10 protein-coding genes are annotated in these 15,004 nt (G+C 60.5%); 6 read left to right on the top strand and 4 right to left on the bottom strand.

Annotation, left to right across the window (positions count from 1 at the left end; all coding sequences use genetic code 11):
* Positions 1 to 2: 2 nt before the first annotated feature.
* Genes fdnG through OIM11_07945 form a run of 3 tightly spaced genes read left to right on the top strand, consistent with a single transcriptional unit; the run spans position 3 to position 5,049 of the window.
* Entirely contained in the window at positions 3 to 3,200 is a 3,198-nt protein-coding gene (fdnG, locus tag OIM11_07955) for a formate dehydrogenase-N subunit alpha (protein ID HJJ01060.1), read from the top strand.
* Positions 3,201 to 3,202: 2 nt separating this feature from the next.
* On the top strand, positions 3,203 to 4,132 hold the full coding sequence (locus OIM11_07950; GenBank protein HJJ01059.1) for a 4Fe-4S dicluster domain-containing protein: 930 nt from the start codon (positions 3,203 to 3,205) through the stop codon (positions 4,130 to 4,132).
* Positions 4,133 to 4,146: 14 nt separating this feature from the next.
* Positions 4,147 to 5,049: a hypothetical protein gene (locus OIM11_07945; protein ID HJJ01058.1), complete on the top strand. Its 903-nt coding sequence runs from the start codon at positions 4,147 to 4,149 to the stop codon at positions 5,047 to 5,049.
* Between the two features lie 54 nt (positions 5,050 to 5,103).
* On the opposite strand, the gene OIM11_07940 is transcribed toward OIM11_07945, so the two are convergent.
* The 4 genes from OIM11_07940 to trmB form a co-directional block, all read right to left on the bottom strand.
* Complete coding sequence (locus OIM11_07940; protein HJJ01057.1) at positions 5,104 to 6,216, bottom strand: ATP-binding cassette domain-containing protein; 1,113 nt, start codon at positions 6,214 to 6,216, stop codon at positions 5,104 to 5,106.
* Positions 6,213 to 7,742: a molybdate ABC transporter permease subunit gene (gene modB, locus OIM11_07935; protein HJJ01056.1), complete on the bottom strand. Its 1,530-nt coding sequence runs from the start codon at positions 7,740 to 7,742 to the stop codon at positions 6,213 to 6,215. The genes OIM11_07940 and modB overlap by 4 nt, the downstream gene beginning before the upstream one ends.
* A gap of 177 nt (positions 7,743 to 7,919) precedes the next feature.
* A complete protein-coding gene (locus OIM11_07930) occupies positions 7,920 to 8,783 on the bottom strand; it encodes an extracellular solute-binding protein (GenBank protein HJJ01055.1) in 864 nt (287 codons plus the stop codon).
* A gap of 200 nt (positions 8,784 to 8,983) precedes the next feature.
* The gene (gene trmB, locus OIM11_07925) at positions 8,984 to 9,814 is read right to left on the bottom strand and encodes a tRNA (guanosine(46)-N7)-methyltransferase TrmB (GenBank protein ID HJJ01054.1); all 831 of its coding nucleotides are present in this window, start codon (positions 9,812 to 9,814) and stop codon (positions 8,984 to 8,986) included.
* Positions 9,815 to 9,966: 152 nt separating this feature from the next.
* Between trmB and OIM11_07920 the strand changes: the two genes are divergently transcribed.
* The 3 genes from OIM11_07920 to OIM11_07910 are packed head-to-tail and all read left to right on the top strand — an operon-like array spanning position 9,967 to position 14,984.
* The gene (locus OIM11_07920) at positions 9,967 to 10,698 is read left to right on the top strand and encodes a conjugal transfer protein TraX (GenBank protein HJJ01053.1); all 732 of its coding nucleotides are present in this window, start codon (positions 9,967 to 9,969) and stop codon (positions 10,696 to 10,698) included.
* A gap of 38 nt (positions 10,699 to 10,736) precedes the next feature.
* Positions 10,737 to 13,784 carry a polyphosphate kinase 1 gene (gene ppk1, locus OIM11_07915; protein HJJ01052.1) on the top strand — a complete coding sequence of 1,016 codons (3,048 nt, stop codon included), beginning with the start codon at positions 10,737 to 10,739 and terminating at the stop codon, positions 13,782 to 13,784.
* 30 nt (positions 13,785 to 13,814) lie between these two features.
* A complete protein-coding gene (locus tag OIM11_07910; protein HJJ01051.1) occupies positions 13,815 to 14,984 on the top strand; it encodes a cysteine desulfurase in 1,170 nt (389 codons plus the stop codon).
* The last annotated feature ends 20 nt before the right edge of the window (positions 14,985 to 15,004 follow it).

Here is a 15,004-nt window from a genome sequence, read left to right as displayed (position 1 = left end):
CCATGGCTCACGTGAATGACGTTCTAAGTGACCGCACGGTCCACAAGTGCACCAGGCTGCGCGAAGCGAAGCGGGGCACGACGGTATGCCAGTTCTGCGCGGTGGGATGCTCCCAATTGGCCTTCTACAAGGACAAGGAGCTCATCGAGGTCGAAGGCGACCCCCGTTCTCCCATCAACGCCGGGCGCCAGTGTCCGAAGGGCATGTCGACGTTCATGCTGAACCGCAATCCCTACAGGGAGACGCGCGCGCTCTATCGCGCGCCGGGCTCTGCGGCGTGGGAGGAGAAGAGCCTCGACTGGATGCTCGATACCATCGCCGAGCGCATCTGGGAGACCCGCAACAACGGGTTCGTCGAGAAGGACGAAAACGGCATGACGGTCAACTGCGCCACGAACGTCGGCTTCATCGGCGGCTCCGCCAACGACAACGAGGAATGCTACCTCATCCGAAAGCTCTTCACGGGAGGTCTGGGCATACTGCCCACGGAGAACTCCGCTCGCTACTGCCATTCGACGACCGTCACGGCGCTCTCGCCGACGTTCGGGTTCGGCGCCTGCACCAATCCGCCGCGCGACCTCATCCACAGCGATTGCATCCTGATCATGGGCTCCAACATGGGCGAGGCACATCCGGTGGCGTTTCACTGGCCGATGGAGGCAAAGCGCCGCGGCGCCGTCACCATCCACGTGGACCCGCGCTTCACGCGCACGTCTGCCGTATGCGACCACTACGTCCACACCCGCCCCGGTGCCGACATCGCGTTCATCGGCGGTCTCATCAACTACATCCTCGAGCATGACTACTGGTTCAAGGAGTACGTGATCCACTACACCAACGCGGCCACCCTCATCGACCCGGGCTTCAACTTCGATGACGTGACCGGCTTCTTCAACGGCTGGGACCCGGAGACCGAATCGTATGCCAAGGCGGGGACGACCTGGGACTACCAGTACGAGATGAACCCCGACGGCAGCTACGGGCAACCCAAGCAAGACCCGACGCTGCAAGACCCCCACTGCGTGTTCCAGCTCATCAAGAAGCAGTTCAGCTACTACACGCCAGAGGTCGTGGCCGAGATCTGCGGATGCCGCCCCGAAGACATCGTGAAGGTCGGCGAGCTCATCGGCCGCAACTCGGGCCGCGATCGCACGACGGCGTTCTGCTACGCGACCGGCTTCACGCAGCATTCCAGCGGCACCCAGATCATCCGCACCGCGGCGATCCTGCAGCTGCTCCTCGGCAACATCGGGCGTCCGGGCGGCGGCATCCTGGCGCTGCGCGGGCACTCCAACGTACAGGGCGCCACCGACGTCCCGACGCTGTTCAACGTCCTGCCCAACTACATCCCCCAGCCGGAAGCCCATCCCGGAAACGCCACCTTGGCCGATTATCTCGCCAACGGGCATGGCTTCAGCGGGGCGCTCGACAAGACGAGCGATGGCATGTGGAAGCTGGAAACGGAGCGCGGATCGTGGGCGGCTCTGCCAAACTACATGATCAGCCTGCTCAAGGCATACTACGGCGAGAACGCCACGAAGGATAACGAATACGGCTACCAGTGGCTTCCGAAGCTCAGCGACAACGAGTCGCTGACCGTCTCGATGGAAAAGGCGCTGCGCGGCGGCATGGACGGCATGGTGGTGTTCGGCCAGAACATCGCGGTGACGAACCCCAACACCGGCTGGAGTCGCGATGCCATGCGCAACCTCAAGTGGCTCGTGGTGTGCGACCTCTTCGAGAACGAGAGCGCTTCGGTCTGGTACGCCGACCCAGACGGTCCCGCACCCGAGGATTGCCTCACGGAGGTGTTCTACCTGCCCGTATGCACCTGCCTCGAGAAGACCGGCTCGGTCACGAACACCGAGCGCCTGCTGCAATGGCACGAGCGCCTCCAGGAGGCACCCGGCGATGCCCACTCGGATGCCTGGTACATCTACCAGCTGGGCAAGAGGCTGCAGGCCAAGGCAAACGCGTCCGATAAGGAGCGCGATGCGGGCATGCGTGCGCTGTACTGGGATTACGATCCGGTCTACGCCGCCACGAAGACCGATCAGGAGTTCGAGCTGACCAGCGTCGAGGGCGATCCGGACATGATGAAGATCGTCAAGGAGATGAACGGGTTCAACGTCGAGGATGGCTCCGTCTGCCAAGGCGCGGGAACCCTCAAGGACGACGGGTCCACCGTGTGCGGGTGCCGCCTGCTATCGGGAATACTCGGTCCCGACGGCGAGAACCTGATGAACCGCGTCGAGACGGGCGAGGTCTACAACGGCTCGATCTTCTCGGATTATCGCGTGACCTGGCCGGAGAACTCCCGCATCCTATACAACCGCTGCTCGGCAGACCCCGAGGGCAAGCCCTGGTCCGAGCGCAAGAAGCTCGTCTGGTGGGACGAGGAGCTCGAGCAGTGGGTGGGCTACGACAAGCCGCAGTTCAACGCGAGGAAGCCGCCGAGCTACAAGCCAGAGCCCGGTGCCACCGGCGACATGGCGCTTGCCGGCGACTGCCCCTTCGGTGCCCATTCGGATGGCAAGGCGTGGCTCTTCGTGCCCTACAGCATCAAGGAAGGGCCCATGCCCATCTACTACGAGACCACCGAGTCTCCCTACGATAACAAGCTCTGGGAGCAGACGCGCGACCCCGGCTTGCACATCGTCGACGACGTCGAGAATCCCATCGCTCCTTCGGGGGATTTGGATTACCCGACGATCATGACCACCTACCACGTGACCGAGCACTGGCTGTCGGGTGCGCAGACGCGCAACATCCCCTGGCTCGTCGGGTTGCAACCGGTGCGCTTCGTGGAGCTGTCACCCGAGCAGGCCGAGAGCATCGGCGTGGAAACGGGCGATTACGTCACAGTCGAAAGCGCGCGAGCCAAGCTGCAGATTCCCGTCCTGGTGACGCCGCGCCTGCGCATCGGCGATGTCTACGGGAAGAAGGCGACCATCGCGGGCACCTTCGTCGCATCGGGATACAAGGGCCTCATGGTCAGCGACATCACCAATGACCTGAGCCCCGCCATCATGGCACCTGACGGATTGATTCCGGCATCGAAGGGCTTCACGGTGCGCATCACCAAGGGCGACCCCTCAGACCTCAAGAAGCTGGATCCCCATCCGCTCAAGTACGACCCCATATTCGACAAGCCGATACCCGAGACACCGTGGCCGGCCCAACCGGAAGCGAGGAATTAGCCATGAATCTGAATCCGCTGAACATCCTCAAGCTTTCCGACAGGAAGTACGATGCGAAGGAACCGCACAAGAACCATCGCATCGACGTCATCTACGCCCTGTTCAAGCGCCACGAGCCGCGTGCGGCGCAAACCGAGATGGCCTTCTTCACCGACACCTCCGTCTGCTCTGGATGCAAGGCCTGCGAGGTCGCATGCAAGCAATGGAACATGCTGAAGACCACGGATATCCAGTGGTCGAAGAACAGCTATGACAACACGCGCGTGCTCTCGTCGGAGAGCTGGCGTCACGTCAAGTTCATCGAGCGCTTCTCGGAGGTCAACGAGACGGACAAGCCCGCCCCCAAGGCGATGGACGACCTGCTCAACGAGCCGAAGCAAGGCGAGTGGCTCTTCATGTCCGACCATTGCAAGCATTGTCAGGAGTCGCCCTGCCAGGAAGCATGCCCTACCGGTGCGATCATCCGCAACGAGTTTGGCGGCATCTACTACCAGACCGACATCTGCATGGGTTGCCGCATGTGCGTGGCCGCGTGCCCGTTTGGCGTTCCCGAGGTGAGCGAGGAGACCGGGCATTCCATGAAGTGCGCGGGATGCTACGACCGCCTGCGTGACGGGCTGAAGCCCGCCTGCGCCACGGCATGCACCACGACCGCGATCCAGTTCGGGCCGCGCGAGGAGATGGTCGAGAAGGCGCGTGCGCGTCTCGCCACCCTCCACGAGCAGGGCTTCGAGAAGGCCAATCTCTACGGCGTCGACCCGTTCCAGGATTACAAGCCGCTCAATTCGTTCTACCTGCTGATGGACGAGCCCGCGGTCTACGGCTTGCCCAATCAGCCGAAATTGCCCGTGCGGTTCATGGTGGGGGATTACGCCAACGCCATCGGAACGCTCTTGATCGCGACGATCGCGATTATCGTTTGCTTGCTGTAGGAGGGGAGACAGACATGGATAGAACATGGGTCAAAGGCCAGCCATCTGCCTATCAACAGCACGATATAGTTCATTTTCCCGACTGGAAGAACATCATCGTATGGGACCTCTTCTTCAATAACCTCACCTCGGGGTTCATGTTCGTGACGATGATCACCTGGCTCATCGCCCCGGATATCTTCGGTCCCGTGCTGCCCATCGCGCTGACGCTCGCGTTTCTCATCGTCATCTTCGATTTGATGCTGCTCGTCACCGACCTCGGTGATCACTTCCGGTTCCTGCACGCCATGCGCGTCATGCACCCGACGGCTCCTCTGTCGGTCGGCGTGGTGGGACTGATCTTCTACTCGATCATGTTGTTCATCGCGCTCGTCATCTACTGGGTGACCTTTGCGCTGCTGGCAACCATAGGATTGCCGCTCGAGGTCGCCGCCGTCCTCGGCGTGCTCTTCCGCCTCTTCGCCGTCCTGGCGCTCATCGCCTCGTGCGCCGTGATCTGCTACAAGGGCGTCGCCTTCAGCTGCACGTCGCAGCCGGGCGTGAAGCGAGCCCGCTGGCTCACCTGCTGGGTGGTATGCGATGCCCTCACGATCGGAATGGGCCTCTTGATCGTGCTCTCGTTCGTTCTCGGGCAGCTCGCCCCCGTCGAGGCGCTCGTCATCCCGTTCGTCGTGCTCATCGTGTTCCGTTGCTTCACCTATGCGCTGGTGTGGATGAACATCCACGAGCGTGCCTCGCTGATGTATTCCAAGGCCCGCCTCGCGCTCAATGCGGTGATCGTCTACGGCATCGCGGGCATCTGCGCCATCGCGGCCTGCTTCTTCGGGCCCATCGGAGTTGCCGCCGCTGGGGCGATTTGCCTGCTTGCGGGAGTCTGGGAGCGCTACTGGATCATCTTCGTGGCGCACCCGCACTAGAGCCGGCGAAATACGCAGGGTATTGACGTGCCAGGGTCTGATTCCTGGCACGTTCTATCTGCTCACCAGGTAGATCTTCTCCTGCGGAAGGTGCACCCAGAGCTCCTCGCCCATTTCGGGCCACACCTCCGGGCCGTCCTTGAGCTTGTCGATGCGCCAGAACAGGTGCTGGTGCAGGAACCTCATCTCGTCATCGCTGCGCTCGACAGCCGGTGCAAACGAGCTGTCGCGGTCGAGGAAGCCGAGTAGCGCGCTTCGCTCGAAGCGCGAGTCGCTGATGCGGTCGACGCGCACGCGGTAGTTGTTGGTGCCCGGCCCGCTCGCGCGCTCGAGGTAGAATGCGCGCACGCCCAGGAATCGCACGTCGTCGGGCACTTCCCGCTCGCACTCGATGCGCACGCCCCACTTGGGCGCCCACACGGCGTGCTCGTCGGCCTTGATGACGGGCGTGGTGTTCTTGCAGCCCGAGAGCTTGAGCGCGGCTTCCGATTGCGGGTTGTTCACGAGCTCGTCGTTCGAATCGATCTCGAGTATGTGACCGTCATCGACTACGGCGATGCGGTCGCAGAAGCGCAGCGCTTCGTCTATGTCGTGGCTCACGTAGAGGATGGTCCCCTCAAAGGCCTCGAAGAGGTCAACGAGGTTTTGCTCGAGCACACTCTTGAGATGCGAGTCAAGCGCGGAGAACGGCTCGTCGAGCATGAGAATGCCGGGCCGTGCCGCGAGCATGCGTGCAAGAGCCACGCGCTGCTGCTGGCCACCGGAGAGCTGGGCGGGGTAGCGCTTGCTAAAGCCCTCGAGGCTGAAGCGCCTGAGTTCGGTCGTGACGATGGCGTCACGATCACCCTTGCTCACCGTCTTGGGTATGCCTGCTGCTACGTTCTGCTCGATGGTCATGTTGGGAAAGAGCATGTAGTTCTGGAAGAGCAAAGCCGTTTTGCGCTGCTGGGGACTCAGGTTGACCTTTGCGGCGGAGTCGAAGTAGACGGTGTCGTTCACGACGATACGTCCCTCGTCAGGCGTTTCGATACCCGCGATACAGCGCATCGTGAGGCTCTTGCCGCAACCCGAGGCACCGAGGAAGCCGAGCGTCTCCATACCGGCTTCGACGCTCACGTCGAGGGAGAAATCGCCAAGGGATTTTCTGAAGTCCATTTGCAGGCTCATGAGCGCGCCCCCTCGGGCAGTCCGGCGTCTTCGGTCGCGATGGCGGACTCCAGGCCGCCTTCCAGGTGTGGCGTGTGCGTGCCGTGCTCTGCACCGTGTTTCTTCTTGCTTGTCTGCCTGCGACGGTACTTTGTCGTTCTACTCGACCACAAGTTGATGAACATGATGACGATGAAGCTGAAGATGATGATGACGATGGTCCAGAAGATGGCGATGTCCGTGTTGCCGTTCATCCACTCGAAGTAGATGGCGATGGGGATGGTGCGTGTGACACCTGCGTAATTGCCCGCGAGGAACAGCGTCGCGCCAAACTCGCCCAATGCACGCGCATAGGCGAGCACCGTAGCCGCGGCGATGGAGGACCAGGCAAGCGGCAGCATGAGCTTGAAGAAGATGCGGATGTTGGACCAGCCGAGCGTACGCGCCGCATCGAGCATGTTGGGATCGAGGTTCTCGAAGGCGCCGCGTGAGCTGCGGTACATGAGCGGAAAGGCTACAACGACTGCTGCGATGACCGTTGCCTGCCAGCTGAAGACGAGGGGGAATCCCACGTCGATGAACCACTGGCCCACGGGCGTGGAACGACCGAAGGCAAGGAGCAGCAAGAAGCCGCATACCGTGGGTGGCAACACCATGGGGATGGTGAAGATCGCGTCGAAGATGGACTGAGCGCGCGGCGAGATGCGCATCGTGAAGTAGGCGGCTGCGAGACCCAGGATGAAGATGAACACAATGGCGATGAGCGTCGTGCGCAAGGTAACCCATAGCGGACTGTAGTCCATGGTCACGAGGAAGTTTGCAAGCCATGCAAGGCCTGTGCTCGCCTGGACGATCTGCACGTCCGAGGGCGGCACGGCTCGAGCGAAGTCGGCAAAGTCGAGCCTGACCTGGTTGCTGCTCGCCTTGCTGGTCACGTCGCTTCCATCAGAGCCAATGATGTAGGCGTAGTAGCGCCCTTCGTCGAGTTCCTGATCGAAGTTGAAGACGACGCCATTCACCTCGAAGGACTGCTGTTCGGTGAAATACCATTTGGAGACGTTGGAGAGTCGCGAGGAACCCTTCGCGTTCGCGTCGTCCAAGGCGGTGAAGTAACGCTTGATGTAATCCTGGTCGTTGTGGTTATCGTAGAGGAAGCCGAAGGCGTCCTGGGTTGCTTTGGGAATGTAGACCACGGCGTAATCGCCGGTTGATATGACCGAGAGATTGTCGGGTTGAGTGCCGATGTAGTAGTTATAGCCCCAGTACCTGTCGCCGACCGCCTTGTTGGAGCCGGCCTGGGCACGGTAGAAATCGTTGATGCCGAAGCTGCATCCTTCGATGAGGGCGCTGTCCCCCTCGGCGGAGACGGTGACCCCGTTGACGGTCTGCTGTTCGCCTGCGTTGTCGACGGCAGGGCTGTCCACGCTGCCGAGCTCGTCATCGGTGGCGGCTGCCGGGCACGGCATGACGCACGAGAGCGCGGTGATCGCAAGCACAAGGGCAAGCATGAAACCAAGCCCACGTTGTATGAAACTCCCCAGAACCATGGGTGCCAGTCCTTGTCGTCTCGAAGGGATTGACAGGGCGTCTCCGTGCGACTGCCAATCTTTCTCCTGATGGGATAACAGGATTATATGCCTTTGCAAATAATCTGAAACGAGGTTATACGCAAGCGGCGCGGATAACCGATGGGTCATCCGCGCCGCAGCAATGATTCCTATGGATTAGGAGAGGTCAAAGCCCCACTTCTGGAAGATCTTCTGGGCATCGGGATCGGTGATGCACCACTGCATGAAGTCGTTGGCAGCCTGCGCGTTCTTGGAGTCCTTGCACACGGCACCGGGATAGACGATGGCCTTGTGGGTGTCATCGGGGATGATGCCGACAACCTTCACGCCGCCAAAGCGGTATACGTCGGAGCTGTAGACGATGGCGACGTCAACGTCGCCGTTTTCCGCCTGCTTGCATACGTTGCCGACCGAGGTCTGCAGGATGGGGGTGATGCCCACGTACCGACCGCCCTTGCCAGAGATGTCCTTGCCACTTTTGCCGGCGTCAGCTGCGGGCGGCTGGTAGGCGCCAACGGTGGAAAGGGCCTGGGCGGCATAGTTGCCGGCCGGAACGGAGTCATCGCCTACGCAGACGGTGAGATCGCCGCTGGCGATTTGCTGAAGGGTGACATCTTGAAGGGCGGAGTCTTCCTTGGCGACGATGACGAGTTCGTTGGTGAACATGTCGGTACGCGTGGACTCATCCACGTAGCCTTCCTGCACTGCCGTATCCATGGTGCCCTTGGAAGCGGTAATCTCGAGGTCGGCATAGGAGCCAGCTTTGAGCATCTCGTTGAGCTCGCCGGATGCCTTGTACTGCGTGTCGGCGAAGGTCACGCCTGTCTGCTGCGTGTAGAGCTCCTGGGCTTCGTCCATGGCCTTGGAAAGCGAGTTAGCTGCAAAGACCTGCAACTCCACATTCGAGCCCGCCGACGAGCTCGCGTTCGAACCGCCGCAAGCCGTGAGGCCCAGGGTGGCGATAAGGCCCGCGGTTACCACGCCGCATGTCAGCACCTTGGCGAGTTTGCTTTTTCTCATGAAATCCTCCTTGCTGTGCTTCACGAACAGATAACTGTTCTGTAATGAGATTATATTTACAACAGGATATAAATTTGGCAATTATTATTTTTTCTGATGAATAAACTTTTCGGTGACGGGCCGATGGCGAATGAGACACATTGGACAGGTACATCTGTCTCATTGCATGCAATGAGACAGATGTACCTGTCCAATGTGTCTCATTCGCACAAAAGGCGGGCTTGCTCCTTGGCGCGGCGGTTGCGCATGTTGAAGACGTAGCCCTCCATGCCGTAAGGCACGTATTCGAGGGTGTCCAGGTCATCGGGCAGGTACTCGAAGAGCGAAAGTTCGGCTGTCTGCTCATTGGTGAAGGGACGGTCGGCCTTGACCGCGCGGCAGGCATGCACCTTGGCTCCAAGGGCGCGGAGCCGCTCCTCGTATTCGGTCACGGGGCTAATCTCATCAAGCGCGTCGAGCGCATGCAAGTCGGTCGTCTTCCAGACGACGTCATATCCCGCCAGGTCGAACTGCACGAGCGAGAACTCGTAGAAGGGCGGGCTATCGGTTTTCATTTCGATACTGGCACCCGGTGCGAGCAGGTCGCGGTAGGAGATGAGCTGGTCGACGTGCGTGAGGCGCTCGGACGCGTGTTTCTTGCGCGGGTGCGGTGTCGAGAAGTTGAGGTAGATGCGAGAAAGCTCCCCTGGGCCGAAGTACTTGCCGACGTCTTCTCCGTCGGCAAGCGCGAAAACGCAATTCTCGAGACCCAGTTCGCAAGCCTTCTGCGCGGCAAGCGCGATGCAGATCCGGTCATAGTCAAGACCGACAAACAATACGTCGGGATACCGCCGTGCCTGCTCGACGACAAATTGTCCCTTGCCGCAACCTAGGTCGAGATGAAGCTCGCGTGCTGAGGGAAAGTACATCTCTATCCATGTGCCTGAGCGAGCGGATGCTTCCAGCTCGATGGCACGCGCGTACCACTCATAGCGCTCCTCGAGATTCTTGAGCGGACGTGCATGCGCCTTATGTCGTTTGCGAAGTTCCAAGGCACCCCTTCGACGGACGAGACGGTTGCTCGGGTGACGGGGGAGCGTGACGGGGGGGGGTCTGTCACGCTGGAGTTCGCGTGACAGACCCCCCCCGTCACGCTCCCCCGTCACGCTCCCCCGTCACCCGAAACGATAGAATACCCTTCGTGATGACGGGAAACCAGCTTAAAATACTCGCCTTGATAACGATGACGATTGACCATATCGGCGTCGTTCTGCTGCCCCAATACCTGATCTTGCGGATCATCGGCCGTCTCACGTATCCCATTTTTGCGTACATGATCGCCGAGGGTTGCTTCTATACGCATAGCAGGAAACGTTACCTCGGGGGCATCTTCGCGCTCGGCTTCGTATGCCAGATTGGGTTCTTTCTCGCGATGGGCAGCCTCGAGCAGAGCATACTTACGAGCTTCGTGCTCGCCATCATCACGATCTACGCCGTCCAACTCGCCGATGATCGTAGGGACCTTGCAGGAGTCCTGGCAGTCGTCGGCGCACTTGCGCTCGATGCCTTCGTGGCGCTCGTCTTACCCGTCCTCCTCGCCGGAACCGATTTCTCGGTCGATTACGGCTTCTGGGGAATCATGCTTCCCGTCTTTTGCTATATGCCGCGCATTTTCTTCAAAAAGGCGCTTGACAAGAAGCGCCTGCGAATCATGCTCGCGTTCGCATGTCTTGGCATCATCCTGGTTTGCGTGCAGATGAACGATTGGCTCGGTGGCATCCAATGGTTCTCGCTTCTCGCGATTGTGCCTCTGGCCAGCTATAACGGCAAACGTGGCACTTGGCATCTCAAGTATCTCTTCTATATCTACTACCCTGCGCATCTCGTGGCCATTTGGGGTGTTGCCGAACTGCTCGGATACTTCTCGGCAATGTAGTAATATCAAAAGGCTAGGCTGATAAGAGGGGAGTTGGCATGCAAGAGACCATGTCCGAGAATGCATCTGAAAAGTTCGAAGAAATCGGCGAGGTTGTCACTCCAGAAGAAGCGGTCATCGAGACCATAGAAGACATCGAGAGTTCGGAGGAGCCCGAAGTCGAAGTCGTGCAGGATGGCAATCCCGAGGAAGGTCTCGAGGAAGCGCCTGCCAAGCGCAAGGAACTCGATTATTCGTACACGCAAAATCGCGAACTGTCCTGGTTGCAGTTCGATCGTCGCGTTCTCGAGGAGGCGCTCGACCCGAGCGTGCCCCTTTTCGAACGTCTGAAATTCATCAGCATCTTCTGCACGAATCTCGACGAGTTCTTCATGGTACGCGTCGGCAGTCTCATGGACCTTTCCATCATCGCGCCCGATATTCGCGAGAATAAGACCAACATGACGCCACGCGAGCAGCTCGAAGCCGTCTTCGCTGCCGTGAGGCCGCTCGTCGAGGAGCGCGACGAGATTTACGCCCAGGTCGTTGCCGACCTCGAGCCCTATGGGTTCAAGGAGCTCGACCTCGACAATCTCTCCAAGAAGGAGCGTCGCTTTGCCCGCGATTATTATCGCGAGTACATACGCCCCGTGCTCTCGCCGCAGGTCGTCGACGAGCGTCATCCGTTTCCGCACCTGCGCAACAAGGAGCTCTACATCGCGACGCTGCTGAGCGAGGAGGATGGCAGTCAGCACCTTGGCATCGTGCCCGTCCCGGAGAACATCGCGCCCATCATCTGCGATCCGGAAGAACCGCTTCACTTCGTGCGTGCCGAGAAGCTCATCGCCCATCATGTCAAGAAGATCTTCGACATCTACGAGACATCCGAGCCGTGCATCGTCTCGGTCACGCGCAATGCCGACATCAGCTTCGACGAGGAGAAGTTCGCCGATGACGAGGGCGATTATCGCCTGCATGTGTCGCGTCTGCTCAAGAAGCGCAACCGTCTCAACCCCGTGCGCCTCGAGGTCGAGGGCAAGCCGGAGAAGCTGCTTCTCGCCGGTTTGCTCAAGCGTCTCAAGCTCACGAAGAACCAGATGTACACGTACAGCGCCCCCATCAACCTCGACTGGGTCTTTGGCCTGGAGCGTCGTGTCGATGCCGACAAGAGGGGCAAGCTCAGCTACGCGCCCTTCGTGCCGCGCGCGTCGGCTGAGTTCGATCTTGGCCGCTCGATCATAGCGCAGGTCGAAGAGCGCGATCGCCTCCTGTTCTTCCCCTACGATTCCATCGATCCCTTCCTGCGCATGCTGCAAGAGGCGGCCATCGATCTGGACGTGCTCTCCATCAAGATCACGGTGTATCGTCTGGCGAGCGAGTCGCGCGTGGCGCAACACCTTGCCGAGGCGGCCGAGAACGGCAAGGAAGTCACCGTCCTCATGGAGCTGCGTGCGCGTTTTGACGAGGCGAACAACATCGACTGGTCGGGACGTCTCGAGGAGGCCGGATGCAACATCATCTACGGCATGGAAAACTACAAGTGCCACTCCAAGGTATGCCTGATCACCAAGCGCTCCGCTGATGGCGTAACCTACATCACGCAGATAGGCACGGGCAATTACAACGAGAAGACGGCGCGCCTCTACACCGACCTGAGCCTCATGACCTCCGATGCCGAAATCGGCCGCGATGCCGTCACGTTCTTCCAGAACATGCTCATCGGCAACCTGAACGGCTACTATCGCAGGTTGCTCGTCGCCCCGGTGGCCATCAAGCGCACCATCCTCAAGCTCATCGACCGCGAGATCGCCAAGGGTCCCGCCGGACGCATCACGCTCAAGTGCAACTCGCTTACCGAGCGCGATATCATCGACCGCCTGGCCAAGGCGTCGCAGGCGGGCGTGCAGGTGCGCATGAACATTCGCGGCATCTGCTGCATGGTGCCCGGCATCGAGGGCAAGACCGAGAACGTGCACGTGCGCAGCATCGTCGGTCAGTTCCTCGAGCACAGCCGCATCTTCGTCTTCGGTGAAGGCGACGACATGCGCATGTATGTTGGCTCGGCCGATCTCATGACGCGCAACCTCGTGCATCGCGTCGAGGTGGCTGTGCCCATCACCACGCATCGCGCCCGCGAGGCAATCATGCTCTTCCTCGACAAGATCTTCGAGGACAACGTCAAGGCCCGCACGCTCGAGGCCAATGGCGAATACAAGATGGTCGCCGAAAGCCGCGACAAGGACATGTGTCCGTGTGACGAGGAGTTCAGCATGCAGGCCTGGTGCATCGACCATCCGATGCAGGGCGTGAAGCGCGTCGCTCCGCTGCCCGTGGAACCGAAGCAGGAGTCCAAGCGTGTTCTTGAACCGGAGCCTGAGCCGGAGCCGGAGCCTGAGCCTGAGCCTGAGCAAGAGGTCGAATCTGAACTTGAACTCGAATCTGAACCGGTTCTTGATTCTGAACCCGCATTTGAACTTGAACCTGCTTCGTTGCAGGAAGACGAGCAACCCGAGGCGTTGGAGGAGGCCGACATCGAGCTGCTCTCGACAGGGGCCGAGGTCGAGGACCTGCCAAGCACTCCAAACTCGGAGGAGAATGCCGAGGATCCTACGGACAAGAAGCCGGGCAAGAAGAACAAGGACAAGGACAAGGAAAAGAGCGGCAAGAAGGAGAAGGACAAGTCCGAGAAAAAGGACAAGCCCGAGAAGAAGGTCGAAAAGAAATCCGAGAAGAAGTCCGAGAAAAAGGGCAAGGAGAAGGTTGACCTGGACCTGCCGTTCATCACGACCAAGCCGGCGCATAGTGCCGGATTCAACGCCTCTGCCATGCTGGACGAAAACGTCAACATGGATGACCAGCCGCTCGGCAAGCACTTCAAGCCCTCGAAGAAGTCGGCTGAGGCTCCCAGGCCCGTGACAGCGGATGTCCCGGTGAGTGCGGAAAGCACCGAGCAGCGTCTTGCGCGCGAGCGCTCGTACATGAGCGATTTCCCCCATACGACACCCAAGGTCGAGGAACCGGATGAGGTGCAAGAGCACGAAGCACAGCATGAGGCGCAGCATGAGGCGCCCAAGAAAAAGGGCTGGTTCAGGAGTCTGTTTAGCTAAGGTCGCAGCGGCTGGGTAGATACATCGAACATGAGCGTTGACGAGGGGATATATCTAGATTATGCGGCGGCAACGCCTGTCGACGAGCAGGTGCTCGAGGCGATGTTGCCCTACTTCTCGCAGGACTTTGCGAACCCCTCGGCATCGTATACGCCTGCGCGTCAAGTGCATGCGAGCGTGGAGGATGCCCGTGCACGCATCGCGCACCTCATGGGGGGCAAGGCCGCCAACATCGTCTTCACGGCGGGGGCGACCGAGGCAAACAACCTCGCGCTTACCGCCGCCGCGCCCGGCGCGCACGTTATCGCGAGCGCCATTGAGCATGCGAGCATGCGCAGCTGCGTGTTAGCGCGCGAGAATGGATCGCTCGTGCCTGTTGATGCGCAGGGCTTCGTGAGTCCCGATGCCTTGAAGGCAACGATTCTCCCCGATACGGAGCTCGTCAGCATCGCCCTCGCTAATGGCGAGATTGGGACGATCCAACCGCTGCGCGAGCTTGCGCAGGTCGTGGGCGACGAGCGTGCGCGCCGTCTTGCGGCTGGTGATATGCGCCCCATTTACCTGCACACGGATGCCTCGCAGGCGGCGGCGCTCAAGACGCTCAACGTTTCCTCGCTCGGGGCGGACCTTGTCACCGTATCCGCTGCCAAGATGTATGGTCCCAAGCAGATGGGCTTGCTTTGGGTGCGCAGTGGCATCGAGCTACGCCCGCTCGTGTGCGGTGGTGGCCAGGAGGCGGGCTTGCGCAGCGGGACGGAAAACGTTCCGGGCATCATCGGTTTCGCGCGCGCCTTCGAGCTTGCCCGCGAGCGGCGCGAGGACGAGGCAAGGCGCCTGCGCGAGCTGCGCGATTGGCTACAAGCTACGCTGACGGTCGCGTTTGCCGATGCCGTCGTTGCAGGGCCGACGCGTGACGCCCAGCGTCTCGATAACCTCTTGCACATCTCCTTTCCGGGCTTGCTTGCTCGTCGTCTTGTCATCTCGCTCGATCAGCGCGGTGTCTATGTCGGGACGGGTTCGGCGTGCGCCGCGAGCAAGATGACGGTTTCGCCCGTGCTCGAGGCGATCGGCGTGTCGCCGGAAGTCGCCGAAGGCAGCGTGCGCATCACGCTTGGGCACGATACGACGCGCGAGCAGGTCGAGCGGGCGGCGCAGATCATCATTGAGGTCGTTCGTGCCGAAATGAAACGTGTGGGCTAACTCGCGCCTTGTCATTTCGA

The organism is Coriobacteriaceae bacterium, assembly GCA_025992705.1.
GTDB lineage: Bacteria > Actinomycetota > Coriobacteriia > Coriobacteriales > QAMH01 > QAMH01.
The sequence above is the reverse complement of the archived record's forward strand: the minus strand, read 5'-3'. Positions and strand labels throughout refer to the sequence as shown.

Coding starts and splice junctions, on each gene's coding strand:
- fdnG (HJJ01060.1), top strand. CDS start 3: ATGGCTCACGTGAATGACGTTCTAAGTGACCGCACGGTCCACAAGTGC.
- OIM11_07950 (HJJ01059.1), top strand. CDS start 3,203: ATGAATCTGAATCCGCTGAACATCCTCAAGCTTTCCGACAGGAAGTAC.
- OIM11_07945 (HJJ01058.1), top strand. CDS start 4,147: ATGGATAGAACATGGGTCAAAGGCCAGCCATCTGCCTATCAACAGCAC.
- OIM11_07940 (HJJ01057.1), bottom strand. CDS start 6,216: ATGAGCCTGCAAATGGACTTCAGAAAATCCCTTGGCGATTTCTCCCTC.
- modB (HJJ01056.1), bottom strand. CDS start 7,742: ATGGTTCTGGGGAGTTTCATACAACGTGGGCTTGGTTTCATGCTTGCC.
- OIM11_07930 (HJJ01055.1), bottom strand. CDS start 8,783: ATGAGAAAAAGCAAACTCGCCAAGGTGCTGACATGCGGCGTGGTAACC.
- OIM11_07920 (HJJ01053.1), top strand. CDS start 9,967: ATGACGGGAAACCAGCTTAAAATACTCGCCTTGATAACGATGACGATT.
- ppk1 (HJJ01052.1), top strand. CDS start 10,737: ATGCAAGAGACCATGTCCGAGAATGCATCTGAAAAGTTCGAAGAAATC.
- OIM11_07910 (HJJ01051.1), top strand. CDS start 13,815: ATGAGCGTTGACGAGGGGATATATCTAGATTATGCGGCGGCAACGCCT.